Consider the following 24,088-nt stretch of genomic DNA (forward strand, 5'->3'; position numbering starts at 1 on the left):
CTTACCTTTCAGCTCCAGGGGTCGTGACCAATTGAACCTGTGTGAACAAAAACTACCTTTGCCCGTCATGAACGCTCACGGCCTCTTTGGTCAGGCCACCCAGACGCGCGTGAATGCGACCGCCCGTACCCGCAAGCAGCGCAAACAGAATTTCGTTAGGGCGCGGCGCATCTTGAATGCCCGCCTCACCAATGGTGTAGTGACTGCGCACATACGAGGCGTGAATATAGTGCAACGGTACGATCAAACGATAGCCGGCAGCCGCCACGGCCTTGGCTGAAGGCACCATCGCCTTAGGTTCACCCAACGCCGCACGCAAAGCCCAACCGCCGGCCTCATGCCATACTGCGCCGTGCTCAAGCTCACCATTCACGCCCACAATCGCGCCTTTGCCATACACTTCGATGTTGTCGGCTCCGAGCGTGTTTACCAGCTCGGCAGACAGCGTTTTACCTAACTCGCGCAAGGCCGCCATAAAAGGCATCAAATCTTCCTGATAGGTACCTGCATAAGGGTTACGAATAACGGCACAAGCCGTTGCCACCCGGATTGGATGCGCCGACCGTGGACCGCCCTCGTGATAGATGGTTTCAATATTCAAGCTTTGCTTGCGGATATCGATAAGAGACATGGCTATAGGTTCCGAATTAGATGGAGCGGAAAACGCCGATTGAACACCACCGGCATGACTTATTTTAATGCATAAATGAATATTTTATGCATAAGTATTAACCATAAAGACAGTTTCTGATCATCGCGGAGAAAGCATTATCTGGGGTTATTCCTATTGCTCTTCCGTAGAATAATATACATAATTATTAAAATTACGCACAAAATTCAGAAGGAGACACATATGACTCAAGCCACCTCACCCCAACCGATCCGTCGCGTGGTCATTGCCAATAAAAACGGCAAACCAAGCGTAGTTAGCGACACGAAAACAGTTCGTACTTTCGACAACCATCCGGCCTTTGCGAACACGCTTTTATGGGCAACGCCCTCGCAGCCGAAAGTGGGCAACGCCGAACTGGCGGCCGATCCGGTACAACCCACCACGAACTTCCTGCCCCCGGTCGGCGGCACCCGCTTAATGATCGTCACCTTTCCACCCGACGCTTTAATGGGCGATCCTTCGTTCGACGGTGCGGCATTCGGTGCCGAAGTCGCTCAAAAAACACCCGGGCTGGCTCAAACATTCGAAATGGACGATCCCGCCATGCACACGACCGATACCGTCGACTACGCCGTCGTTCTGGACGGTGAAGTATGGCTTGACCTGGGTACGGGTGAGGAGCTGCATCTGCAAAAACACGATGTCGTCATTCAAAATGGCGCACGTCACGGCTGGCGCAATAAAGGCACTAACGCCGCCACCATGCTGTTTGTACTGATCGGCGCCGAACGCCGGAAATAAGTTCGAACAGCAAGAATCGCAGGCCCCTGTCGGTTGTTTGCCGCTGGACGGCAAGTCACTGCAGGGGCCTTGTGCTTCCAGGCGATAAGCCAACCGGCGTGCTACCCCCCCAAATAAGCCTTCTTCACCGACTCGTCATTCAAAAGATCCTGCGCCGCTCCTGTCCCGACAATCCGCCCCTGTTCAATCAAGTATCCTCGATCAGACAATTTCAAGCTTCGCTTTGCATTCTGCTCGACCATCAGAATGGTGACCCCTGTTTCACAAACACGCGCCAGTGTTTTGAACAGCTCGGAAACCATAAGCGGAGACAAGCCCAACGAAGGCTCATCCAACAATAGAACCTCGGGGCTCGACATCAGCGCACGGCCAATCGCTACCATTTGCTGCTCACCGCCACTCATTGTTCTTGCCGTTTGCGAGAGGCGCTCGCTCAAACGAGGAAACAACGACAAAATGCGTTCCAGGTTTTCGGTTTCACCAACGCGTGCCCGCTTTGGGTAAGCCCCCATAAACAGGTTTTCACGTACCGTTAACTCACCAAAAATCCCCCGCCCCTCAGGCACGAGCGCGACGCCCGCCTCAACGCGCTCGAAGTCGCGCAGCGAACACACAGATCGTCCGTTCAGATTGATTTGCGCTTCTGCCGATACAGGGATCAGCCCAGCCAGCGCCTTCAGCAATGTAGATTTCCCCGCGCCATTTGCACCCAACACGGTCACAACCTCACCGCGCTGTACATTCAGGGAAACATCATCCAACGCTTTATGCATGCCATACCAGGCACTTAATGCCTTAACTTCAAGCATCCTCGTCTTCTCCAAGATAGGCTCGGATCACTTCCGGATCGGCCAGCACTTCGGCCGGTGTACCCGAAGCAATCGGCATGCCTGCGCTCATTACGACACAGCGGTCACATAAAGAACGAACCGCTTCAATTACGTGCTCTACCATGACAATAGAAATATTCTCTTCCCTGATTGAAGCAACCAGTTTCATGGCATCAATAAGCTCAGTTGGGTTTAATCCTGCCAGCCACTCATCGAGCAACAGCAACTTGGGCCGGCTGGCCAAGGCCCGGGCGAGCTCGACCTTCTTCTGATTCATATAGGTAAGGTCACCAGCCAGGGTATCGCCCTGGCCTGCAAGCCCTACTTTGGCCAATAAGGCGTCGGCCTTTTCGTCGGCCCGCGAACCAAATTCATGATCGTGAACAAACGCCATGCCCGCCACCACGTTTTGTCGCACGGTCATGCCGCTAAACAACCGCACCAGTTGATAGGTACGACTGATCCCGTATGACGAAATGCGATACGACGGCATGCCCGCCACTTCGTGCCCATTCACTTTAATGGAGCCTGCGTTAGGTTCAAGTACGCCACTGATCAAATTGATTGCGGTTGTTTTGCCGGAACCGTTTGGCCCCAGCAACCCTAAGATTTCACCGGCCTGAACCTCGAGCGACAAGCCGTCAACGGCTCTTAATCCGCCGAACCGACGCTCAAGGCCTTTTACCTGGAGTAATGCATCAGCCACGAATCGCCCCCCATCGCCGCAACAAGCCCAGAATGCCGCCTGGCAACCAGTACACAATAAGTAGAAAGATCGCCCCCAGCACCATGCTGAAATGATCCGGAAAATATTTGGTCAATACTTCAAAAGCCAGAATGAGCGGAACGACGCCGATTACCGGTCCGAAATACAGCGCAATCCCACCCAACAAGGCCATGACCAATACCTGGAATGACACCAGCGCATTAAAGGCGATCGAGGGTTCAATATAGGCCCAACGCGGCGCAATAATCGCACCCACCACCGACATAATCATTGAGGTGCCCACAAATACCAGCAACCGAACCTTGACCGTATTAATGCCACAATTGCCGGCGGCAACCTGGTCTTCGCCGATTAAGCGCAGGGCGAAACCGAGCCGCGAACGCGAAAGCCAGGCACCGAGAATCAACACCAGGGCAAACAGAATCAGAAGCTGCCAATAGATTTCAGCCGACGTCACGTCGAGAAAGATATAACGCCCCACAGACCCGCTAATGTTGGATTCATACCAATTCACCAGTTGGCGAATCATTTCCGCCACACCGAAAGTAAAAATGACGAAATACATACCCGACAAACGCAAGGTACATAAACCAATCAACAAAGCCAGGATCCCGCCGAACACAGCCGACAACAAAAGCACCAGCGGCCAGGGCAGTGTTTCTGAAAACAAGGCGACGGTATAGCACCCCACCCCGACAAAAGCTGCCGTCGCGAGTGATACACGCCGGGTTGTGCCACAAAACACCCCCCAGGCAGTGGCCAGGTTGGCATACATTAGCAAGCCAATCAGCAGGGAAACAATGTAGTCGTTGGTAAATTGGGGAACGACGGCCAGCGCACCAAAGACAACGACAAACAAGACTATGGATAATGGATTCAACTGTTTCACGATACCGCCCTCCCGAACAAACCGGCAGGACGGAAAATCAGTACCAGCAGGAAAATAGCGTAGTTGGCAGCCAGGGTTAAGCCTGAATCAACATAAGCCGACACAAAGCTTTCAATGAGTCCCAGCATTAATGCGGCAATAACACAGCCCACAAAATTACCCACACCACCCATAATGACGACAATCAGCGCTTTCATGGTGTACACCACACCCATCGTCGCACTGAACGTCGAAAACATGCTTAGCAAAACACCCGCTGCCGCCACCATCCCGGTACCCAGGGCAAAGCCCAACATGGCGATCCGGATGACATTCACACCTACCAACGGCGCAGCGCCGGGGTTCACCGCAACAGCGCGCAAAGCAGTACCTACACGCGTTCGCAACAGAGTCCAATAAAGCCCCAAGGCAAACAGAATGGCGGCTAAAAGCGCAATAAGGCGGTTCGCCGAAACTGTTGTACCCAGCACATCGACGGCTACCGACAAGAATGAGTAGCTTAGATAGTTGCCGCCAAACAGCGCGAGCATGACTCCCTGAAGGAAGAACAGCAAACCAAAAGTTGCAAGAATACTGTCGCCTTCAAGCTCTTCCTGGCTGCGGCTTCGCTTTACCAGCGGCACCAGCGCATAACGGTAGAGAAACGCGCCAAGTATCGCGGCCAGCGTTCCCAATAAAATAGTGGAAATAAGCGGTGAGATTCCCAACTGGGTAAACATAACCATCGCAACCAGCGCAGCAAGAATCAGCATCTCACCATAGGCAAGATTCAGAATTCGCGCCACGCCGTATTGCAGGTTGAAGCCTAGCGCCAGCAAGGCGTAGGCTCCTCCCAAGGTTAGCCCAAATAATAAAGCATCAATTAAGGGCATACTAACTCCGGATTAGCTCCAGTTCGGCTTGTCGATAATAGGCTTGGCACCTTCCCGGTCTTTGGGCGCAACGCCCCAGAACGTATCGCCTTGCCACTGACCAACCAGCCATGCATCGCGTGCAATATTGTTTTCAAAGCGCAAGGGACCTGAAATCGTGTCGAAGGTTTCCTGCTGAAGCACTTTGATAATTGCAGGGCGATCAACCGTTCCCACGGTCTCGATAGCCTGGCCCAAAGCCTGCAGACCCGAATAACACAGATAGCTGACCCATTGGTCGGGCAGCCCTCCATTCAGGGCCTGAAAGCGCTCAAGATAGGCTTGCAACTCCGGAGTTTCAGGGTTCCAGCCGCCTGGGCCCATGATACCTTCCGTTGCAGCAGCGAAGCGCTTGCGATAAATGGGCAGCGCCGAACCCACACCGATGTAGAACACCTTCGGATTAAAGCCACGCACCCTAGCTGCTTCAGTGAGCCCCATTGAGTCGGGCGGATAGCTGAATGCAAGGAATACGTCGGGATTGCTTTGCTGGGCGGCAGTGATAATTGGCGTGAGATCCTGAGTGCCAATGGGATAACCGGCTTCGTGTACGATTTCAAAATCGGTATTCGCGAAAGCGTCACGTGCCGCCTTAACCAGTTCAATTCCACCTTGGTCGGTTACGTTCACAATCGCTACGCGATTATTGATTTTGCCTGCCTTGCGCATTTCCTGAAGCACGTCGACAATTGCCGTCCCATAGGGGGCATTGGGCTGCAACAAAGCAAAAACATTATCCCAGCGCTTAACGAGTTCGGGCATGCGCTCAGTAATGAAGGTGGGCGCAATCATGGGAAACTTATTACGGAAAAACACAGGTGCAACAGCCATGTTCATGCCGGTTCCCCAAGGAGGCAGCAAAAAGTCGACTTTATCCTGGTTAACCAAACGATCGATAGCGCGAACCGCTTCTTCGGGCTGACTGCGGTCATCGTATTCGAAAACCTCGATCAGCTTCTTTTTACCGTCTACCATCAGGCCGCCGGCCTTGTTTACGTCATCTACCCACAAACGATAATTGGGGATTTGAGTGGAACTGGCCCCAGCAGTAAACGGGCCGGTTTTTGAAATTGCCCAACCAAATCGCAAAGTGTCACGATCTGCCTGCGCAAACGAAATGGTTGGCGTGGCCATTGCAGCGGCAGACACCCCTGCCACTTTCACAAAGTCACGCCGGCTGAATCGATTTCCCATACTTGTCTCCTTCCTGTTGTTTGAATACTGCGTAATCTGCTCCCCGCTGCCATGAATATCCGGCAGCAAGGGTTGCAGGGGAAATAAAAGCGGTCGCTTCCGGACAACCGTTAAGGGTGAATCACAAAATTACTAAAGCCGCCGCTGCGATTTTCAATACCGGAAATCGCCTCGTTAATTTGCTCGAGAGGACTGGCCACATGCTCGAATACAGACATATTCAATGTTCCCGCACCCGCCATATCAGCCATATCCTGACCTTCGGCCGCAGTGAACCAGCACGAACCAATAACCGTTTGCTGCAAGTCCATGACGGTATGCAAGTCGACCGGCACATCGCCTGCAATGGCGCCGATATCAACGGCTTTGCCGCCGCGCTTGAGCACGCGCATTGCCGACAACAAAATGTCGTGACCACCGCCCGGCCCGATGCAATCGACGTACAAATCCAGCCCTTCATTTGCCGTCATGCGCTGGACCCAGTCTTCAACCGACTCGTTATCATTTATCGACTTGACCTCGATGCGCTCGGGCGCCAGCGCTTTAACGCGGGCCAATAACTCTTTATTGCGCGCCACACCCAGGATACGCGTCGCCCCCATACCCAAGGCCAGCAAAATAGCGCCCAGCCCCAGCGTCCCGCTTGCACCGCTCACCATGACGGTTTGGCCGGGCCGAATTTGCGCTTTACGCAAACCGGCGTAAGCCGTACCCAAATAGCCCAAACGCGCAGCCTGATCGTACGACACGCTATCGGGAAGGGAGACCAGCGAATATTGAGGCGCGGTCATGTACTGACACAAGCCGCCATAAGGGTAGTCATCGAAAATCTTCAAAGACTTTTCGCTGAACCCAAAGTAGCCGTTGAAGGTGTAGTACTCACAATGCTCATGACGACCGTCGCGACATGCGCGGCACCCGCCGCAGTGACGACCGGGATTCACGTAAACGCGATCACCGGGTTGCCAATAGTGCACCTGCGAGCCAACCGCCACAATTTCGCCCGCCGGATCGAGGCCGAAAATAGCCGGCAGTGGAGGCAATGGGCGCTCTGGAAACCAGGTTGTCCAATTCTTCAACACATTACCCAGGTTAGGCACAATGCCGCATGAATGAACTTTCACCAGCACGTCGTTGGAGCGCACCTCAGGCACCGGCACTTCCTCGATTTTCATGGGGGAGCCCACGTCGTGCATGCGGGCTGCTTTCATTGTCTTTGGAATGGACATCTCGTCTCCTTGTTACTGCGCCCTTCTTTTCCAGGCGATATGTTTGCTAAGCGATTTACAAGACTTAGATTAAAGTTATCTTTTCATGACAAAAACTATTTAAACATAATTTCTATGCATAAAACATACTTTTGAGCACAAGGGTTTTTACTAACAAGGGTATACCCGCCGCCTCATCACCAAATGAAGACGCTTGATCTACAATTCAGATTCGTCAACAACGCCAAAACGATATGCCGAGATCAGCCATGGCTTCAGACAACATTGCAAATTACCCTCTCACCGAGCAGGCGTACCGCACATTACGCAAGGCCATTGTGCAGTGCGAATTCCCGCCGGAAGAGCGCCTGCGCGTCGATGAGCTCAGTTCCCGCTACGGATTCAGTAGCAGTCCGGTGCGCGAAGCACTGGCACGACTGGCCGAACAAGGCCTGGTTCGCTCTATAGAAAATCGTGGTTTTCGCGTTGCTCCGCTGTCAATTGACGGCCTGAAAGACCTTACCCGCGTGCGCCTTCTAATCGAAACAGAAGCATTGAAAGACGCCATGGAGAGCGGAGATGATGAATGGGAAGAACGCATCGTGGCCGCATCGCACAGCCTTCGGTTGGCGGAACAAAGACTCAGCGACGGGCCTATTGCGCTGGATGAGTCATGGTCGGAACGCCACCGCGCATTCCACCTGGCCATTTATTCCGGCTGCTCATCGCCTTTGCTACTGAATCTTATCGAACAGCTTTTCGACAATGCGGAAAGATATCGGCGCTATTCCGCACGTTTTCGCAAAGCACACCGCAAAAAGAATCAGGAACATCAACTCATCATGAAAGCGGTTCTGAAGCGCGATAAACGCGCTGCCGTCTCACTACTGAAAAAACACATTCGGGGCACTGAGCAAAGCGTAATGGAAAGCGTCCTTGCCATGCATGAGACCGACCAGGAAATGGCCATCGCCAGATAAAAGCATAGCAAAAACCCTGATACATAAAAATTAATTTTATGCATAGAATTTGCGCATGACCGTTGTCATGCGTTTTTTTTGCGCTTATTAATTGAATAAACCGTATGGCATGTACCATACCCGGAGGAGTCTTATGCGTTACCTGAAAAATGCCTGGTACGTCGCTGCCTTGTCCAGCGAAGTTGGCCCGGAAGACCTGTTTCATCGCAAGTTATTAGGCACGAATGTATTGCTTTACCGCAAACAGAATGGTGACCCGGTCGCCATGCGCGACCGCTGCCCGCACCGCTTCGCTCCTCTGCACCTGGGCAAACGCGACGGCGACCAAATCGTATGCCATTACCACGCCTTGAAGTTCGACTGTACCGGCCAATGCACGCACAACCCGCACGGCTCGGGCAATATACCGAAAGCGGCCAAGGTTCCCACGTACCCTTTGCAGGAGAAATACGGTTTTATCTGGATCTGGATGGGCGACGAACCAGCCGACCCGACGCAACTGCCCGACTACAGCCCCCTGGATAACGGCCCGCCCACCGGCATCGGCTATACCCACATGCACATGAATGCCAACTACCAACTGATGATCGATAACGTGATGGACCTCAGCCATATCGATCATGTCCACGGCGACGCCATCTCCACTCGCGGACAGTTATCACCGATCATTCCCGAGGTAAAAGAAACAGAACGCTCAGTATTTGCACGCTGGGAGTGGAAACAAACCCCCCCGATCTTTGTCCTGTCTCACTTCCTGCCCGACCCCCAGGCTGAAGCGCGACACTTTTTCACCGTTGAGTGGATGCCGCCTGCCAACATCCAACTTTCCGTCGGTGGAGCGCAAGGTGACACACCTTTTGAACAAGGGATTGGCGCATACGACCTGCATACCTGTACGCCTGAAACCGAAGACAGCACCCACTACTTCTTCGCAACACGACGCAACCACCTGGAAGACGACGCCGACTTCAATGCAATGAAGCTCAAAGCCATGCGCGACGCCTTCGAACTGGAAGACGGCCCTATCATTCAGGGCGTTCAGGAGGAAATGAATGGCGAGGAGTTCTTCGACCTTGACCCTGTACTGATGTCTAACGACATCGCATCAGTGAAGGTTCGCCGAAATTTGTTGAAATTGCTGGAGATAGAAGACTCAAAAACACCCCAAGCTGAAACGGCAAAGGCCTAAATAAAAAGCCATCCCGATTGTGAACTGACCGTCCAACTTTATGGGGTCAGTTCATTGTTGTCCGGGATGGCTTTTTAAATTTGCCACGACGCTTAAATTACCTAACTGCCGACAATATTGAATTAAACGCCTGCAGCATGCGCCTGCTCATCAGCGTGATAAGAAGATCGCACCATTGGGCCGACCGCAGCATGGGTAAAGCCCATGGCATATGCTTCTTTTTCAAGCATGGCATAAATATCGGGATGCGGATACCGAACCACCGGCAAGTGGTGCTCAGAGGGCTGCAAATACTGGCCAATCGTCAGCATATCGACATTGTGCTCACGCATGTCACGCATGACTTCCAGAATTTCTTCATCTGTTTCGCCCAAACCCAGCATCAAGCCCGATTTTGTGGGCACGTCGGGATGCAGCGCCTTGAACTCTGCAAGCAATTTAAGGGAGTGGTGGTAATCGGAGCCCGGACGAGCCTGTTTATATAGTCTGGGCACCGTTTCCAGATTGTGATTCATCACATCGGGAGGACAAGCGTTCAAGATACCCAAGGCGCGCTCCAGCCGCGCACGAAAATCAGGCACCAAAATTTCGATTTGTGTCTTTGGAGACAGCGCCCGTACTTGACGAATGCACTCCACAAAGTGCGCCGCCCCACCATCGCGTAAATCGTCACGGTCTACCGAAGTAATCACCACATACGACAACTTAAGATCGGCAATGGTGCGCGCCAGATTTTCCGGTTCTTTTTCATCCAGCGGATCGGGGCGTCCATGCCCCACATCACAGAAAGGGCAACGACGCGTGCACTTGTCGCCCATAATCATGAAAGTAGCCGTGCCTTTACCAAAACACTCACCTATGTTGGGACACGACGCCTCTTCGCAAACCGTATGCAAATTATGCTCACGCAAAATGCGCTTGATATCGTAAAAGCGAGAACCAGGTGCGGCAGCCTTAACCCGAATCCAGTCGGGCTTCTTCAACCGTTCAGCGGGCACGATCTTGATTGGAATCCGCGACGTTTTGGCTTGAGATTTCTGCTTCTGTGTTGGGTCGTAGCCTGAGGCGGCCTGACCCACAGCTGAATCAGTCATGGACTTCATCCTTTCTGTCTCGCAACACGTTGCCGTGTGCCGGTTGTATTGGTAAAAACCCTATTCTACTGCCCCATCAGCCGGAAAGGCCAATTCCCCTTGACAACAAAAGGGGCTCAACTTGTTTCACGCGCAGGAAAAGCCTGCAGCAAATACCGGGCCAGCAAATTACCTGCCTCTGAAACAGTGGTATGCACGCCACAGCCGGCCAAATCAACCGTTACCAAGCCTTCATAGCCGCACGGATTAATACCCAGAAAGGGGGTCAAATCCATTTCTACATTCAGAGCAACGCCATGATAGGTGCAACCGTTACGTACTTTAATGCCCAGAGCCGCGATTTTCGCCAGTTGTTTCGTTGTGCGACCATCGTTTAACCCCGGTGACACGGCCTCAGGCGTTTCATCGATTGGTACGTACACACCCGGCGCACCTACCTTGCGACACGCCCCGTCCAGGCCGTAACCATCCTGCAACAGGTTAATAACAACTTCTTCCAGCCGATTTACGTATTCTTTAACATACAGGCCATAGCGACGGAGATCGAACAAACAATAGGCCACCACCTGGCCGGGACCGTGATAAGTAACCTGCCCGCCACGGTCGGTTCTAACAATGGGAATCGCCCCTGGGTTCAACACATGTTCCGTTTTACCCGCCAGCCCTAAAGTGTATACAGGCTCATGTTCAACCAGCCAGATTTCATCACGTGTTGTGGATGTGCGTGCTTCGGTAAACGCCCGCATGTCTTGCCAGACTGTTGTATAAGATGCGGGACGCGGCAACCACCTGACATTGATCACAGCACAATCGACACCATAGGATGACCATGAAGCGCACGATAGAGGTCGTCGAGCTGTTCGCGCGAGGTTGCCGTTACTGTAAACGTCAGACCCAAATAGTTCCCACTGCGACTTGGCCGCATTTCAACCGTTGCGGGATCAAATGTCGTATCGAACTGCAGCACCACTTCTGTAAGCACCTGCGCGAACTCCGGATGAGCCTTACCCATTACCTTAATCGGGAAGTCGCAAGGGTACTCAATTAAAGATTGCTCGGGAGGAATTGGGGGCATGGCCATGTTAAAGACTCTCTATCACACGATCGTAACTTGCCCGCAGTAACGCATAGACCGGGCCGGGCTTACCCGTGCCAACCGGATTACCGTTGTAACGCACGATTGGCAACACTTCTTTGGTTGCCGACGTTAACATGAGTTCATCGGCGTCGTTTACCTCTTCAGCTGAAACAGGACGCGCCTCAAATGGAATGCCTGCGTTACGCGCCAACTCCGCCAAAAATCGGTAACGAATACCTTCAAGAATAAGATGGTTCGCTTCAGGCGCCATGAGCACACCATTTTTAACCACCCAAATATTGCACGACGAACCTTCCGTTAGATAACCCTCGCGGAATTGCAGCACTTCATCGACCCCGGCATCAACTGCCGCTTGCTTGGCAAGCACATTGCCCAGAAGTGAAATAGATTTGATATGACACAACAGCCAACGCGTATCGGGAACAGATATGGCGGCAAGCCCTTCCTCGCGCTGCGCCTTGCCCGGGCGCGCAAAAGGCGATGCCATACAGAACACCGTGGGCTCAACAGCCGCAGGGAAAGCATGATCTCTTTTTGCCACCCCACGGGTCACTTGCAAGTACACCATTAAATTCGACGCCGAATCGTCCACCCGTGCGAGCACCCCTTCGACCAGAGCCTGCCATTGCGCCTCAGTGTATTCAAGATGAATACGTACCGACTGCAAACTACGCTGCAACCGGGCAATGTGTTGGTGCATGCGAAAAGGCACGCCTTTGTAAACCGGCACCACTTCGTAGATGCCGTCGCCGAAGACAAAGCCCCGATCAAGCACCGAAACTTTGGCGTCGGCCAGGCGAAGAAATTCGCCATTCAAATAAACAATACTGTCGTTATCAACGCCTGAAATCATGAACGCCACAGCCAGAAGAAAAAGTAATATGCGCTATTGCAACATCAGCTTGACCTTGTCGATCATGCGGGACATAAACCCAGCCTGCTCGACATCGGCCAATACCCGCAACGGCTCTTGGCGCAGCGCCAGGTCGTCTAGCATTAGAGTTACAGTGCCCACCTGCTGGCCCGCTTCCAACGGTGCAATAAGTGGCTGAGTATATTCAGCGACAGATTCGATATCGGCTGCCTTCCCACGAGGCACAGTAAGCCATACCGGCTGTGACTGGCCAAGACCCACTGTTTCAGCCAAACCTTGCCAAACGCGCGCATCCACAACGGGTTTGTCCTGATCGAGCAGTTTGACTGTTTCAAAATTCTGGAAACTCCAGTTCAGCAATTTCAAGCTGTTTTCCGTGCGCGCCGCATCACTATTAGCGCCGACCAGCACCGTCACGACACGGCGCCCGTCACGCAAGGCTGTCGTAATCAGGCAATAACCAGCCGACGAAGTATGCCCGGTTTTCAGGCCGTCAACGGTTTCATCAATCCATAGCAAACGATTACGATTGCGCTGACGAATGTCATTGTAGGTATATTCCTTCTGGCTGTAATAGTGCAAATGTTGCGGAAAATCATTAATAAGGTTCTGAGCCAGAAGAGCCAAATCCTTTACCGTTGTTTTGTGGTCGGGATGCGGCAGGCCTGGCGAATTCGTATAGTAGGTGTCGTTAAGGCCCTGGCGCTGGGCTTCCTCATTCATGAGCGCAACAAAAGCACTTTCACTTCCGGCCACTGCCTCGGCAAGCGCCACTGTGGCATCGTTACCCGATTGCACGATAAAACCCTGAAGCAGGTCACTGACTTTCACGCTCGTGTTCACATTGATGAACATGCGCGAACCTTCAGTTTTCCAGGCTTTTTCCGACACAGGCACTTCCTGGTCCATAGACAAGCGACCATCTTCAATAGCCTTGAAAATAACGTACGCCGCCATAAGTTTCGTAAGCGACGCAGGCTCTACCTCGGTGTTGATGTCTTTTGCCGCGATGACCTGACCGCTGTTCATATCCAGCGACAGCCAGGCTTTGGCAGCCAGATCGGGCAACGGCACCGTAGATAATTCCGCCACTGTAATATCAGTGATGCTTTGCGCATGGGCATAGCCACTGCCTAAGGCCAATGCGAACCCCAAACAACCCTGTGCCAGAAAACGCGAACTTGTTCGGTAAAGAGAAGACAACTTCAACATAATTTAATTAACCCGCCTAACGTGATAACAACCGTTTGGAACTGTAAGCCGAAAAAAGTTCATTATAGGCTTCGAACCTGCCCTGTCAGCCACCCTAAAGTGTGGCAAGACGTTGCTGAACCAATGACTTCAAAGAAACCAGCTTGCCGTGAAAAAAATGTGACGCATCCGGAATGACCGTTACCGGCTGCTCATGCCGCCGGGCAAAATCCATGGCCTCAGAAAAGGGCACAACCTCATCAACCTCGCCATGGACCATCAAAGTATTTTCAGGCAGGGAAATATCACGAAACTGAAAACGCCCTACGGCAGCCCCCACCAGAATCAACGCATTGGGCGTGGCACAAACCACCGACCCGCTCTCTACAGCATCCTCCAGGTTTGCCTGCAACTGGGCGGCAACCGCGGTTCCAAACGAGAACCCCGCCAGGATCCATGGCTTTGCCGCCAGGTCGGGATAAGCCTGGACGAATTGCTCAACCAGCATTTGCATGTCTTTGGTTTCGCCCTTGCCGTTGTCGAACTCTCCGGCAGAGTCACCCACTCCACGAAAATTCGGCCGCAGGGTGACAAGATTACGCTGCAAACAAGCGCGCCCAATAGTGGTAACGACTTTGTTGTCGCGGGTGCCGCCATGCAGCGGGTGCGGATGCAATACCAGCGCCCAGCCCTCAACCGAGGCTTCCGGCCACTCGATAACACACTCAATCGGCCCCGCCTGACCATCAAATGCTTTTATTTCCTTGTGTTCAGCCATTTTCATACCAATCTATTTTGCGCTTTAAACTATCCTTATCTCCAGCACCCTAAAGCTTAACCTGAATCCTGACGCTTTTTTAATCACGACCCATGTCAAACCTTGCACTTCCTTCGCCTGACCAACTGCAACAGGCCTTGACACAGGCCCTGCCCGCTTTCCGCAAGGTTACGTGGTGCGAACACACCGACTCAACCAATGCCGACCTGCTTAACCAGGCCAGAACAACTCAACAAACTCTGGCCCGCCCCTGGTTGCACGGCGCACATTTCCAGCGCGCGGGGCGGGGCCGGTCCGGGCGAACCTGGCAGAATCGCGCGGGTGCGAACCTCATGTTTTCCTGCGCCTACGACATATTTACGCCAACCCGACAGTTGCCCACGCTATCGCCGCTTGCCGGTATTGCTGTGGCTGAAGCTCTTCGAAGCCGGATCGACCCCGCAAACCAGCACCGCTTAACCTTGAAATGGCCCAACGATATCTGGTGGGACCAGGCAAAACTCGCCGGCATTCTTACCGAAGTAACGCGTGCAGGCACCGCAAAAAATTCAGACGACCATCATGTGGTGATTGTTGGAATCGGCCTGAATATTGAAGATGCCCGTGCATTGAGCCAGTCGTTGAATCGCGCCGTGGCCGACTGGTCGAGCGTCTGCGCGCAAGACCTCCAGGCCCAAAAAGCCAGCCTCTCAGATCTTGTTATCGATATCGCACAAAACTGGCGCAACATATATAGCGAAATTACACGTAATGGCTTTCACACGCTTCCCGAGCGCTATGCAAAAGTTGACGGTTTGTTGGGCCAACACATTAATGTTATTCACAATGACAGGTTGTTACATGCGGGCATCGCCAAAGGGATTAACATCATGGGACAATTGCTCGTACACGGCCCCAATGGTGAAACCGCGTTGTCATTAGGCGAAATATCCATCCGGCCCCGTGGTGCGTCGAATCAGGCATAACAGCAACAATTCCGGGAGACTGCCATGATTATTCTGATTGATGCGGGAAACACGCGAATCAAAGCGGGTTGGGTCAACCCCGACACATGCGAACGTGAACTCACCGTCGTTGCATTTCAACATGCCGATCTCGACCAACTGGCCCACTGGGTGGGCACACTTCCTTTGCCGCCGACGTCGGCCCTGGGCGTCAATGTGGCAGGCCCCACCGTTGCTGCTGCTATAGAAAAAATACTTTCAAAACACAACTGCTCAACTGAGTGGGTTACCGGCGAACCCCAAACGCTTAATGTCACCAACGCCTATGCCAATCCGGAACTATTGGGCTCCGACCGCTGGCTTGCACTACTCGGGCTTGCGCAGCGCCCCCACCCCAAATTGGAACATGCTGATACGACACCCTGCCCCCTGATACTTGCCGGCTTCGGCACGGCCACCACAATTGACACGTTGGTTGTTAAAAAAGCCGGCGACGAAACCCAGGCCGACAACCTGCACTACCAGTTTCCCGGCGGCCTGATCCTTCCCGGACCGGCATTGATGCGTACTGCGCTGGCTGAAAATACCGCTCATTTACCGGACGCCAACAGCAACACTACCATTTACCCCACCCACACCCATCAATCCATTGCCAGCGGCATCGCGGCGGCGCAAGCCGGTGCTGTGCTGCGCCAATGGCTGGCCGCATTGGAATATTACGGGCTTGCGCCACAAGTATTTGCTACCGGCGGCGGATGGCCGCTTGTAAAAGAAGAAGTCATTCGTCTCTTGCATTTCACACAAGGCCGGCTCGACCTGCCCACCACACCAATAGAATGGTTGCCCACCCCCGCGCTGGATGGGCTGGCCGCGCTGGCGCTACAATTACAACAATCCAAAAATTTAAATTAGTCTTTTCCAGCATATGAAACCTATACGCAAGGCCGTGTTTCCCGTGGCGGGCATGGGCACTCGATTCTTACCCGCTACCAAGGCCATGCCTAAAGAAATGCTGCCCATTGTCGACAAACCCTTGATTCAATATGCCGTTGAGGAGGCTGTCGCTTCCGGCATTACCGATCTTATTTTCATTACAGGGCGCAACAAACGGGCGATTGAAGACCATTTCGACAGTGCACCAGAGCTCGAAGCGGACTTGGCTGCCAAAAACAAGCAAACCCTGCTCGATGCTGTACGTAACATCATTCCATCGTACGTAAACTGCATCTACACACGGCAACCGGCGCCTTTGGGTCTGGGTCATGCCGTACTGTGTGCCGCGCCTATTGTCGGCAACGAACCTTTTGTTGTTCTGCTGGCCGACGACCTCATTGACTCGGACACCTACGCCACTCATCAGCTTGTTGAAGCAGCACACCAGCACAACGGCAGCATCCTGGCAATTCAATCCATTGAACCGTCAGACACACAAAAGTACGGAATTATTGCCGGCCCCCGCGTAGATGACCGCACCACCCGTGTGGAAAATATCGTGGAAAAACCCAAGCCGGAAGCGGCTCCGTCGAACCTGGCAGTTGTGGGGCGTTATGTGCTCGAGCCGGAAATTTTTGAACACTTACGTCGCACGCAGGCGGGCGTAGGCGGTGAGATTCAGTTAACCGACGGTATTGCCAGCTTAATGTCGGAGCGGCCGGTGTTCGGTGTGGAATATACCGGCACGCGCTACGATTGCGGCAGCAAGGACGGTTTTTTCAAGGCAACCATGGAAATCGGCCGCAAATACCACGGCCTTAGCTAGGTCTCTTACGTTCCGCTTTTAACTCATTCAAACCGGTTAACACACGCGCCACGGCCCCCGTATGTTTGCTCACCCACTGTGTGCCGGCCTGCGTCATGCGGGCCAGCCGTTGAGGCTCATCGAGTAGCGTTAAAGCCTGCTGAATTGCGGCATCAGCGGTCGGTACACGCAGTGCCGCCCCTTCCTGAATCGCATCAAATACCGCCTGACTGAAGTTTTCCGTATGTGGCCCCACCAACACCGGCACCCCGGTTGCACAAGCCTCAATAAGGTTTTGCCCCCCAAAGGGCAGAAAACTGCCGGCAATGATAGCGACATGGCTGGCTGCATAATAGCGAGGCATTTCACCAAGGCTGTCACCCAAAAGGACCAACTGGCGCCCTTGAGTAATGATGCGCGCATTCACAGCCCCCGTTTCCCCCGTTTGAACAAACTCGGAACGACGCATGTACGACAACCCGGCACTTTCCAGTTTTTTTGCCACGTCGTCAAAGCGTTGCGGGTGTCGTGGAACCAGGCAAAACAGCACCCGCTCTTCCAGCGAAACCCCTTGTGACTGCGCGCGCCGGATCTGTTTTTGAATCGCGTCAATGAATAACTCATCTTCGCCCTCGCGGGTACTGGCAATGGTGACCATCTTGCGCGAAAGGGCTTGGGCAAAAGCCCGGCCACGCTCTATATACTCGCGCGGCAAAGAAACATCGAACTTAAAATTACCCGAAACGCGAACACCCACCACTCCGGCCTGCTCAAGACGCTGCGCATCCTGCAAGGTTTGCGCATAAACGACTTGCAAACTTTGATACGCTTCACGCATAACGCTTCCCAGCCTGATCGTTTGACGCAACGAATTATCGGAAAAACGCGCACTGGCCAGCAAAAGCGGTATTCGCATGCGTCGAGCCTGAGCGATGATATTCGGCCATACCTCGCGTTCGATGAGAACACCGACACAGGGTTGGTAATGTGCCAGGAAACGACGGACACTGCCGGGGAAATCATAGGGCAACCAGGCCTGCTGCATACGCCCGTCCTCAAGCGCATGAGCAAACATTCTTGCCCCTTCCGCACGCCCCGTAACCGTCATGTGAGTTAATAAAACCTGATCGCCCTGTGCCAGCAGGGCGTCAATAAACGGTTGTGCCGCGCGCACTTCACCCAAGCTTACTGCATGTACCCAAACAGGATGATGCAGGCTTGCCGGTTCATCGTAACGGCCAAAACGCGGCCCCGACATTACTCCCCAATGCCCCCCCACGCGATGAGCCCGCCACCCCATCCACCCCAACAACAAGGGCGAAAGCAAATAAATACCAACGTTGTATAAAAAACGATTCAAACCAACTCCGATGCCAATGCCTGCCGGAGCGCGCTCAGCACTGTTTGTGCCGAAGGCGCGTGTCCGCGCTCGCCCAAACTGGCCGTATAACCACTCCCTTGAAGCGGGGTGCGCACAGGCGTTGAGGCTTTATAAATACCAATTGTCGGGCGGCCCAGACCAGCCGACAAATGGGTAAGCCCACTATCGAGCCCCACCATCACCCTGGCCTGCGCGAGCCGCTGTGCAATTTCCGTAAGCGACATCCTTGGCAGCACCTGCGCATTGGGCATGCCGTCCACCAAGGCCTGCGCACGCGCGGTTTCAGCCGGGTTTCCCGCCAGAAGCTGCAATGTCAGCCCTTGCTCCGTTAAAAACTCAAAAACCGTGTGCCAATCGTCTGTCGGCCACAGTTTGTCGTCACGGCTGGCCGAAGGCATGATTACCGCATAGGGTTCGATATTTTTATCTTCAGTAAATTGCTTAAGCCCGAAATCGGGTTCGCCCGACAAGGTGTAACCAAACACCGAAGCGGCCAACTTACGCTGACGAATGACCGCCGGCTGCCAGAACTCGACGGAATGCTTAACATCGTAGAAAAATGAGGCAAGCGGCTCGCGCGCTGATTTTCGATTCAAGCCGTGACGCGTACCGTGAGTTTGGCGTACCAGCCAAACCGACTTCATCAAGGCCTGCATATCGAGCACAATGTCGTACTGACGTGCCCCCAGATTCTTGCGCAACGCTGCACGCTCGGTGCGTGTTTGCGCCGACCACCAGCTCTTTCGCCAGCGCCGGTGCGCAACAGGAATAACCTCATGAACAGCGGGGTGCCAAGCCGGAATTTCCGCAAAGCTCTCCTCGACCAACCAGTCAATTTGAGCGCCGGGCACGTGCGCCGCGATATCGGAAATCGCCGGCAACATATGCACTAGGTCACCCAATGACGACGTACGCACAATGAGAATTCGTTTGGTCATGACGCAACCATGGATTGCTGCAATGCGGCGGTTACCGCTCGTTTGAACTCGGCATCTTTCGACAGCCTGGCCCCGAATAAGGCTTCGAACGAAAGAATGTTTTCAACAACCGCATACGGATCGGCATGCGCGCCCCCCGCCGCATTTACCCGCTCAAGCAACAGCCCCGCGCGCAAATCATCAAGCGGTTCGGCCCCGGCTTCTGATGCGCGCATCAACCAGCGTATCCACAAAGCCAGTACTTTGGCATGCCGGTCGATGCTCAAGCCATGGCGTAAACGCTCCGCCACAGCCGGAACAATGGCATAGAGAAGAATATGCGACGTCTCGATTCTTAATTGCGCGGTACCAACCCTTAATTCAGGATTATCGAAACGGCGTATCCACTCTTCTTTAAAAACACGCCAATCGTACTCAGGGCGTTTGCCCAAAGTCGCTGCCGCATCATCCATCAGTTCTGCCACAAACTGCCGGATTACCGGGTTCTGATGCGCCTGATACAAAGTGGCAAACCCTTCGAAGTAACCCAAATACCCAATGGCCAAATAACTGGCATCCAACAAGCGATAACGCAGTTTTTCATAAGACGACACATGCGCGGTTGCCACTGCGCCTACTGTTTCCCAGGCCGGCCTGTCGTTGCTGAACCAGTCTTGCATCACAAACAAGGAATAAGGCTCGGTCACAACCGGAGCGGCATCGTGCACTCCCAACGTTTGCTCAACCCGATCGATGTCCTTTTCCTGCACAGGCGGCGTTAAGCGGTCGACAAGCGTACAAGGGCAGGCGTATTGATCGAGAAAATATCGTAGCAATTCTTTATCACCCAGTGAGCCCTGCACTTCCTGAATATATTGTTCAAGCACACGTTGCAACACCTTGCCGTTCGCCGGAATGTTGTCGCAACTCATTAAAGTAAACGGTTTGTAACCCAGGCGTTTTCGCTGGGCCACCGCCCAAGCCAGCACCCCGATTGCCGAACGGGGCTGCCTTGGATTTTGAAGGTCGCGGGCAATGTCAGGATCATTGGTTTTCAAACAATCTTCGCACGCATCGTAACCATAGCCTTTGTCTGTCAGCGTCATGGAAACAATGGCAATTTGCGGCTGAATCAAGGTTCGCAAGACGCGATCAGGCTCGTCGGGCAAGCTCACCACTTCAACCACGCTGCCCACCACCCGCAAGCGGCTTTGTTCGGCTGCAAGCTCCAGCACGGAATAAAGGCCATTTTGCGGCGTGAGCGCACGATCGATTCCGGGGCTGCGCAGGCTCACCCCCATAATGCCCCACTGGGTATCACCTTGCTTCATAACCTCATCGGTGTAAACCGCAAGGTGGCTACGAAAAAATGCGCCCACCCCCAAGTGCACGATGCGAATCGGCACACAGTTGCGCTCATAGGCCGGCTTATCAACTGACTCAGGCAACTGCAGCAGCGTTTCAGGGCTTAATCTGTTCATTCTTGTCTTTCCGTTTTTACAAGCTTCATTATGCGAGCCACCTTATTGTGACGCAACGCAGGTGGCTATCATCGGCTCACGGGGCGCTGTGCCACTTGCAACTCGATACGCCGGGCCTTTCCGCCCCTGAGTATCCGTAACATCGCCTGCGTCCCCGGCTCGACCCGGGCAATTTGGCTTAGAAACCCGGCTGTATTTGACACTGTCTCATCATTAATCTCACGAATGATATCCCCCACCCGCAAACCCGCTTCAGCCGCCGGACTTTGCGGCACAATGCGCGCCACGATCACTCCCTCTTGCGCCGCCAAACCAAAGGCCTGAGCCAGGTCCGGAGTAATATCTTGCGGCTCAACGCCGATCCAACCCCGCGTGACAAAGCCCTGCTTCACAATATCTTCAAACACTTTTTGGACAATACCGGCCGGAATCGCAAACCCGATACCCAAAGACCCTCCAGTTTCCGAGTATATGGCGGTATTGATACCAATCAGACGGCCCTGCGTATCGATCAGCGCACCGCCCGAATTTCCCGGATTAATGGCGGCATCAGTTTGAATAAAATTCTCATACATATTAATGCCCAGCCGATTACGGCCAAGCGCCGACACGATGCCGATTGTAATGGTTTGCCCAACACCAAACGGATTACCAATTGCCAACACAACATCACCCACCCGGGCCGCACCGGTATCAGCCCAGACAATAGGCGGCAACGCCTCTTCTTCAATTTTGAGCACAGCCAGATCAGTTTCAGGGTCGGCACCAATAAGCCGGGCGTTGCTAACGCGCCCATCAGCCAATGCCACCTCGATCGCATCCGCCGACTCTATTACATGATAATTAGTAAGAATATAGCCATCCCGGCTGACAATCACACCTGACCCCAGCGTTGTCGCACGGCGACTGCGGGAAAAACCGGGCAAATCACCAAACAAACGGGCAAGCTCAGGATCGTCGAGCAGGGGCAGAACCGGTTCGAGTACACGTTTGCTGGTATAAATATTCACAACCGACGGCGACGCCCGCTGCACGGCGTCAGCATAGCTTGCAATCGGCACAGCACTGGATACTGACCCTTGACGCTGAGCTGTGTCGCCGACGCGCAGCCAGTCGGGTCGTAATGTATTGATAATGAAGAGAATCCCCAGGCACACTGTAACGGTCTGGGCAAACAGCAACCAAAATCGACGCATAAATTCAAAATCAGATGAAAACAATCAACACTCAAGACCTGGCCCAATGGCTCGACGCCACGTTACAGGTCCAACGATTCAAAGATTATTGCCCTAACGGCCTCCAAGTGGAAGGCAAAAAGCAAATCAGCCATATTATTACCGGTGTCACTGCCTCCGAGGCCCTGCTTCAGGAAGCCATCCGACGAAAGGCGGATGCCGTCATTGTTCATCACGGTTGGTTCTGGAAAAATGAGAACCCCGTGGTGAAAGGCGCCAAAAAACGGCGTCTGGCACTCGCGTTGGCACACGATCTGAACATTTTCGGGTTTCACCTGCCGCTGGACGCCCACCCTGAGTACGGCAACAATGCGCAGCTGGGTCTTCAACTTGGGCTGGAGCCCTTGCGCGACACAGAAGGCGCCCCCCTTACCTGCGGCCCGGAAAACCTGGTTTGGCTGGGTCAATGCCCCAAAGGCCGAACCCTGAAGGTGCTGGCCGACGACACAGAAAAAGCCTTGAGCCGAAAGCCTCTGGTGATCGGCGACCCCAGCCATAAGCCCAACCGCATAGCCTGGTGCACGGGTGGTGCACAAAACTTCGTTGACGCGGCAATTGAGCACGGTGCCGATCTATTCATTACGGGTGAGGCATCTGAACCCAACTTCCATATTGCCAACGAAACCGGTGTTTCATTTATGGCCGCCGGCCACCATGCAACCGAAAGATACGGTGTTCGCGCCTTGGGCGAGGCCATTCAGAAAAAATGGGGCGTCCGGGTAGAGTTCGTTGACCTGGACAACCCCATTTAATTTCCGGAACCCATTTATTTCTTCAGCAAGTCACGGATTTCACGCAATAACGCCACGTCTTCCGGAGGAGGAGCCGGTGCAGCCGGCGCCTTTTCCTCCGGCTTGTTCATTGCAGCGCGTGCCTTGTTGGTCATTTTGACCAACATGAACACAACCAGCGCCAACAAAACGAAGTTGATCAGAATGGTAATGAAGTTACCCCAGGCCAGTAAGTTCGCCCCCGCTTCCGCCAGCGCGTCGTAAGTTCTTGGCCCGGCGTACCCTTGCGGCTCGCTCAACACCCAGAACATGTTCGCGAAATCGACTTTGCCACCCAGGATAAGACTAATGACCGGCATGATGACGTCTTTGACCAGCGAATCGATAATCTTCCCGAATGCGGCGCCAATGATGACCCCAACGGCCAAGTCAATCATGTTTCCCCGCACCGCAAATGCCTTGAACTCGGCAATAAACCCTTTCCCATTACTCATTATTCTCTCCCAGGAATTCACCCGACATCGGGCTAACGCTATAATACGCGGTTGGTAGAATATTCAATACGGTAAAAACGTTGAATTTATTGCCTTATGAAAGGCATGAATTAAGGATACAAGAATGAGTCAGGATAAGTCACAGCACGACGGGGCTGAAACGGTTGATTTAAGCAACCTTCCGCCTGATCCGTCGCGCCGTCTTTGGGTGACCACCGCCTGTGCCGCAGGGGGTATTGCCGGTGTCGCCACTGCTGTACCTTTTGTAGGCAGCTTTGCACCCTCAGAAAAAGCCCGTGCGGCGGGCGCACCCGTTGAAGTCAACGTCTCGTCTATCAAGCCGGGCGAAATGCGAACTGTTGAATGGCGCGGCAAACCAGTCTGGATTCTTCATCGCACTGAACAGCAGATCCAAGAGCTTAAAGATAACGACAGCCAACTGGCCGACCCCAACTCGGAACGCCCCGGCTTCACCCCGCCGTACGCGCAAAACGAGTACCGCTCGCGCAAGCCTGAGCTTTTCGTTGCCGTTGGTATCTGCACGCATTTGGGCTGTTCACCTACGCCTGAGTTGGCTGCGGAACCGGGTCCAGGGTTGCCTGCCGACTGGGAAGGCGGTTTCTTCTGCCCCTGCCATGGTTCCACATTCGACCTGGCCGGCCGTGTTTACAAGAACAAACCGGCGCCCGATAACCTGGAAGTGCCGCCGTACCAATTTTCGGCCGACGGCAGCAGTGTCATCATCGGTGTCGATGACGACAACAAGGCTTAAAGCTTTATTCCACACAC

At 53.6% G+C, this 24,088-nt stretch carries 26 protein-coding genes; 8 read left to right on the top strand and 18 right to left on the bottom strand.

The genetic code is table 11. From position 1 onward, the window contains the following. Window positions 1-52: 52 nt before the first annotated feature. Window positions 53-631: an amino acid synthesis family protein gene (locus CJO09_RS10650; protein ID WP_119442325.1), complete on the bottom strand. Its 579-nt coding sequence runs from the start codon at window positions 629-631 to the stop codon at window positions 53-55. Between the two features lie 222 nt (window positions 632-853). Between CJO09_RS10650 and CJO09_RS10655 the strand changes: the two genes are divergently transcribed. After that, on the top strand, window positions 854-1,414 hold the full coding sequence (locus CJO09_RS10655) for a cupin domain-containing protein (RefSeq protein WP_119442326.1): 561 nt from the start codon (window positions 854-856) through the stop codon (window positions 1,412-1,414). Between the two features lie 101 nt (window positions 1,415-1,515). On the opposite strand, the gene CJO09_RS10660 is transcribed toward CJO09_RS10655, so the two are convergent. The 6 genes from CJO09_RS10660 to CJO09_RS10685 all read right to left on the bottom strand — a co-directional run bounded on the left by CJO09_RS10660 (window position 1,516) and on the right by CJO09_RS10685 (window position 7,194). Further along, window positions 1,516-2,223 (bottom strand): ABC transporter ATP-binding protein, encoded by a 708-nt coding sequence (locus CJO09_RS10660; protein ID WP_119442327.1) that lies wholly within the window; start codon window positions 2,221-2,223, stop codon window positions 1,516-1,518. Then, entirely contained in the window at window positions 2,216-2,950 is a 735-nt protein-coding gene (locus tag CJO09_RS10665; RefSeq protein ID WP_114420441.1) for an ABC transporter ATP-binding protein, read from the bottom strand. The genes CJO09_RS10660 and CJO09_RS10665 overlap by 8 nt, the downstream gene beginning before the upstream one ends. After that, a complete protein-coding gene (locus CJO09_RS10670; protein WP_245961307.1) occupies window positions 2,943-3,860 on the bottom strand; it encodes a branched-chain amino acid ABC transporter permease in 918 nt (305 codons plus the stop codon). The genes CJO09_RS10665 and CJO09_RS10670 overlap by 8 nt, the downstream gene beginning before the upstream one ends. Further along, window positions 3,857-4,732, bottom strand: a complete 876-nt coding sequence (locus CJO09_RS10675; RefSeq protein ID WP_119442328.1) for a branched-chain amino acid ABC transporter permease — start codon at window positions 4,730-4,732, stop codon at window positions 3,857-3,859. Before CJO09_RS10675 ends, CJO09_RS10670 begins: the two co-directional genes overlap by 4 nt. A 12-nt stretch (window positions 4,733-4,744) precedes the next feature. Beyond that, complete coding sequence (locus CJO09_RS10680; protein WP_119442329.1) at window positions 4,745-5,965, bottom strand: amino acid ABC transporter substrate-binding protein; 1,221 nt, start codon at window positions 5,963-5,965, stop codon at window positions 4,745-4,747. Between the two features lie 110 nt (window positions 5,966-6,075). Next, window positions 6,076-7,194, bottom strand: a complete 1,119-nt coding sequence (locus tag CJO09_RS10685; protein WP_119442330.1) for an alcohol dehydrogenase catalytic domain-containing protein — start codon at window positions 7,192-7,194, stop codon at window positions 6,076-6,078. Window positions 7,195-7,442: 248 nt separating this feature from the next. Here CJO09_RS10685 and CJO09_RS10690 point away from each other — a divergent pair, with 248 nt between their 5' ends. Together CJO09_RS10690 and CJO09_RS10695 are read left to right on the top strand one after the other, a co-directional pair. Continuing rightward, window positions 7,443-8,153, top strand: coding sequence for a GntR family transcriptional regulator (locus tag CJO09_RS10690; protein ID WP_119442331.1), 711 nt, complete (start codon window positions 7,443-7,445; stop codon window positions 8,151-8,153). A gap of 133 nt (window positions 8,154-8,286) precedes the next feature. After that, window positions 8,287-9,342 carry an aromatic ring-hydroxylating oxygenase subunit alpha gene (locus CJO09_RS10695; protein ID WP_245961308.1) on the top strand — a complete coding sequence of 352 codons (1,056 nt, stop codon included), beginning with the start codon at window positions 8,287-8,289 and terminating at the stop codon, window positions 9,340-9,342. A 122-nt stretch (window positions 9,343-9,464) separates the two neighbouring features. On the opposite strand, the gene lipA is transcribed toward CJO09_RS10695, so the two are convergent. The 6 genes from lipA to CJO09_RS10725 form a co-directional block, all read right to left on the bottom strand. Then, window positions 9,465-10,436 carry a lipoyl synthase gene (gene lipA / locus CJO09_RS10700; RefSeq protein WP_391523618.1) on the bottom strand — a complete coding sequence of 324 codons (972 nt, stop codon included), beginning with the start codon at window positions 10,434-10,436 and terminating at the stop codon, window positions 9,465-9,467. Between the two features lie 116 nt (window positions 10,437-10,552). Continuing rightward, window positions 10,553-11,239, bottom strand: a complete 687-nt coding sequence (gene lipB / locus CJO09_RS10705; protein ID WP_119442333.1) for a lipoyl(octanoyl) transferase LipB — start codon at window positions 11,237-11,239, stop codon at window positions 10,553-10,555. After that, window positions 11,236-11,511 (bottom strand): DUF493 family protein, encoded by a 276-nt coding sequence (locus CJO09_RS10710; RefSeq protein WP_119442564.1) that lies wholly within the window; start codon window positions 11,509-11,511, stop codon window positions 11,236-11,238. The genes lipB and CJO09_RS10710 overlap by 4 nt, the downstream gene beginning before the upstream one ends. Before the next feature lie 7 nt (window positions 11,512-11,518). Further along, window positions 11,519-12,388: a D-amino acid aminotransferase gene (locus tag CJO09_RS10715; RefSeq protein ID WP_119442334.1), complete on the bottom strand. Its 870-nt coding sequence runs from the start codon at window positions 12,386-12,388 to the stop codon at window positions 11,519-11,521. A 33-nt stretch (window positions 12,389-12,421) separates the two neighbouring features. Next, on the bottom strand, window positions 12,422-13,621 hold the full coding sequence (locus tag CJO09_RS10720) for a D-alanyl-D-alanine carboxypeptidase family protein (RefSeq protein ID WP_119442335.1): 1,200 nt from the start codon (window positions 13,619-13,621) through the stop codon (window positions 12,422-12,424). A 94-nt stretch (window positions 13,622-13,715) separates the two neighbouring features. Further along, the gene (locus CJO09_RS10725; protein WP_119442565.1) at window positions 13,716-14,378 is read right to left on the bottom strand and encodes an alpha/beta hydrolase; all 663 of its coding nucleotides are present in this window, start codon (window positions 14,376-14,378) and stop codon (window positions 13,716-13,718) included. A 92-nt stretch (window positions 14,379-14,470) separates the two neighbouring features. On the opposite strand from CJO09_RS10725, the gene CJO09_RS10730 reads away from it, so the two are divergent. From CJO09_RS10730 to galU, 3 genes are read left to right on the top strand one after another with little or no spacing between them, the layout of a single operon-like run. Then, window positions 14,471-15,343, top strand: a complete 873-nt coding sequence (locus CJO09_RS10730) for a biotin--[acetyl-CoA-carboxylase] ligase (RefSeq protein ID WP_119442336.1) — start codon at window positions 14,471-14,473, stop codon at window positions 15,341-15,343. Between the two features lie 24 nt (window positions 15,344-15,367). Beyond that, entirely contained in the window at window positions 15,368-16,234 is an 867-nt protein-coding gene (locus CJO09_RS10735) for a type III pantothenate kinase (RefSeq protein WP_119442337.1), read from the top strand. A gap of 13 nt (window positions 16,235-16,247) precedes the next feature. Further along, a complete protein-coding gene (gene galU, locus CJO09_RS10740) occupies window positions 16,248-17,081 on the top strand; it encodes a UTP--glucose-1-phosphate uridylyltransferase GalU (RefSeq protein WP_119442338.1) in 834 nt (277 codons plus the stop codon). Here the strand turns inward: galU and CJO09_RS10745 are convergent. The 4 genes from CJO09_RS10745 to CJO09_RS10760 form a co-directional block, all read right to left on the bottom strand. Then, window positions 17,074-18,420, bottom strand: a complete 1,347-nt coding sequence (locus CJO09_RS10745; protein WP_119442339.1) for a 3-deoxy-D-manno-octulosonic acid transferase — start codon at window positions 18,418-18,420, stop codon at window positions 17,074-17,076. The genes galU and CJO09_RS10745 overlap by 8 nt on opposite strands. Continuing rightward, window positions 18,417-19,379 carry a lipopolysaccharide heptosyltransferase I gene (gene waaC / locus CJO09_RS10750; protein WP_119442340.1) on the bottom strand — a complete coding sequence of 321 codons (963 nt, stop codon included), beginning with the start codon at window positions 19,377-19,379 and terminating at the stop codon, window positions 18,417-18,419. The genes CJO09_RS10745 and waaC overlap by 4 nt, the downstream gene beginning before the upstream one ends. Then, window positions 19,376-20,839 carry a mannitol dehydrogenase family protein gene (locus CJO09_RS10755; RefSeq protein WP_119442341.1) on the bottom strand — a complete coding sequence of 488 codons (1,464 nt, stop codon included), beginning with the start codon at window positions 20,837-20,839 and terminating at the stop codon, window positions 19,376-19,378. Before CJO09_RS10755 ends, waaC begins: the two co-directional genes overlap by 4 nt. Window positions 20,840-20,907: 68 nt before the next feature. Further along, window positions 20,908-22,035, bottom strand: coding sequence for a trypsin-like peptidase domain-containing protein (locus tag CJO09_RS10760; RefSeq protein WP_119442342.1), 1,128 nt, complete (start codon window positions 22,033-22,035; stop codon window positions 20,908-20,910). A 14-nt stretch (window positions 22,036-22,049) separates the two neighbouring features. On the opposite strand from CJO09_RS10760, the gene CJO09_RS10765 reads away from it, so the two are divergent. After that, a complete protein-coding gene (locus CJO09_RS10765; RefSeq protein WP_119442343.1) occupies window positions 22,050-22,826 on the top strand; it encodes a Nif3-like dinuclear metal center hexameric protein in 777 nt (258 codons plus the stop codon). A gap of 14 nt (window positions 22,827-22,840) precedes the next feature. Here the strand turns inward: CJO09_RS10765 and mscL are convergent, their stop codons facing one another. Further along, the gene (mscL, locus tag CJO09_RS10770) at window positions 22,841-23,299 is read right to left on the bottom strand and encodes a large conductance mechanosensitive channel protein MscL (protein WP_119442344.1); all 459 of its coding nucleotides are present in this window, start codon (window positions 23,297-23,299) and stop codon (window positions 22,841-22,843) included. Between the two features lie 124 nt (window positions 23,300-23,423). Here mscL and petA point away from each other — a divergent pair, with 124 nt between their 5' ends. Next, window positions 23,424-24,071 carry a ubiquinol-cytochrome c reductase iron-sulfur subunit gene (gene petA, locus CJO09_RS10775; protein WP_119442345.1) on the top strand — a complete coding sequence of 216 codons (648 nt, stop codon included), beginning with the start codon at window positions 23,424-23,426 and terminating at the stop codon, window positions 24,069-24,071. The last annotated feature ends 17 nt before the right edge of the window (window positions 24,072-24,088 follow it).

The sequence above is a fragment of the Neopusillimonas maritima genome, assembly GCF_003576595.1.
GTDB lineage: Bacteria > Pseudomonadota > Gammaproteobacteria > Burkholderiales > Burkholderiaceae_B > Neopusillimonas > Neopusillimonas maritima.

Coding starts and splice junctions, on each gene's coding strand:
- CJO09_RS10695 (WP_245961308.1), top strand. CDS start 8,287: ATGCGTTACCTGAAAAATGCCTGGTACGTCGCTGCCTTGTCCAGCGAA.
- CJO09_RS10675 (WP_119442328.1), bottom strand. CDS start 4,732: ATGCCCTTAATTGATGCTTTATTATTTGGGCTAACCTTGGGAGGAGCC.
- CJO09_RS10690 (WP_119442331.1), top strand. CDS start 7,443: ATGGCTTCAGACAACATTGCAAATTACCCTCTCACCGAGCAGGCGTAC.
- lipA (WP_391523618.1), bottom strand. CDS start 10,436: ATGACTGATTCAGCTGTGGGTCAGGCCGCCTCAGGCTACGACCCAACA.
- petA (WP_119442345.1), top strand. CDS start 23,424: ATGAGTCAGGATAAGTCACAGCACGACGGGGCTGAAACGGTTGATTTA.
- CJO09_RS10650 (WP_119442325.1), bottom strand. CDS start 631: ATGTCTCTTATCGATATCCGCAAGCAAAGCTTGAATATTGAAACCATC.
- CJO09_RS10715 (WP_119442334.1), bottom strand. CDS start 12,388: ATGATTTCAGGCGTTGATAACGACAGTATTGTTTATTTGAATGGCGAA.
- CJO09_RS10730 (WP_119442336.1), top strand. CDS start 14,471: ATGTCAAACCTTGCACTTCCTTCGCCTGACCAACTGCAACAGGCCTTG.
- CJO09_RS10685 (WP_119442330.1), bottom strand. CDS start 7,194: ATGTCCATTCCAAAGACAATGAAAGCAGCCCGCATGCACGACGTGGGC.
- galU (WP_119442338.1), top strand. CDS start 16,248: ATGAAACCTATACGCAAGGCCGTGTTTCCCGTGGCGGGCATGGGCACT.
- CJO09_RS10720 (WP_119442335.1), bottom strand. CDS start 13,621: ATGTTGAAGTTGTCTTCTCTTTACCGAACAAGTTCGCGTTTTCTGGCA.
- CJO09_RS10680 (WP_119442329.1), bottom strand. CDS start 5,965: ATGGGAAATCGATTCAGCCGGCGTGACTTTGTGAAAGTGGCAGGGGTG.
- CJO09_RS10735 (WP_119442337.1), top strand. CDS start 15,368: ATGATTATTCTGATTGATGCGGGAAACACGCGAATCAAAGCGGGTTGG.
- CJO09_RS10765 (WP_119442343.1), top strand. CDS start 22,050: ATGAAAACAATCAACACTCAAGACCTGGCCCAATGGCTCGACGCCACG.
- mscL (WP_119442344.1), bottom strand. CDS start 23,299: ATGAGTAATGGGAAAGGGTTTATTGCCGAGTTCAAGGCATTTGCGGTG.
- CJO09_RS10660 (WP_119442327.1), bottom strand. CDS start 2,223: ATGCTTGAAGTTAAGGCATTAAGTGCCTGGTATGGCATGCATAAAGCG.
- CJO09_RS10655 (WP_119442326.1), top strand. CDS start 854: ATGACTCAAGCCACCTCACCCCAACCGATCCGTCGCGTGGTCATTGCC.
- CJO09_RS10760 (WP_119442342.1), bottom strand. CDS start 22,035: ATGCGTCGATTTTGGTTGCTGTTTGCCCAGACCGTTACAGTGTGCCTG.
- CJO09_RS10755 (WP_119442341.1), bottom strand. CDS start 20,839: ATGAACAGATTAAGCCCTGAAACGCTGCTGCAGTTGCCTGAGTCAGTT.
- CJO09_RS10725 (WP_119442565.1), bottom strand. CDS start 14,378: ATGGCTGAACACAAGGAAATAAAAGCATTTGATGGTCAGGCGGGGCCG.
- CJO09_RS10710 (WP_119442564.1), bottom strand. CDS start 11,511: ATGCCCCCAATTCCTCCCGAGCAATCTTTAATTGAGTACCCTTGCGAC.
- waaC (WP_119442340.1), bottom strand. CDS start 19,379: ATGACCAAACGAATTCTCATTGTGCGTACGTCGTCATTGGGTGACCTA.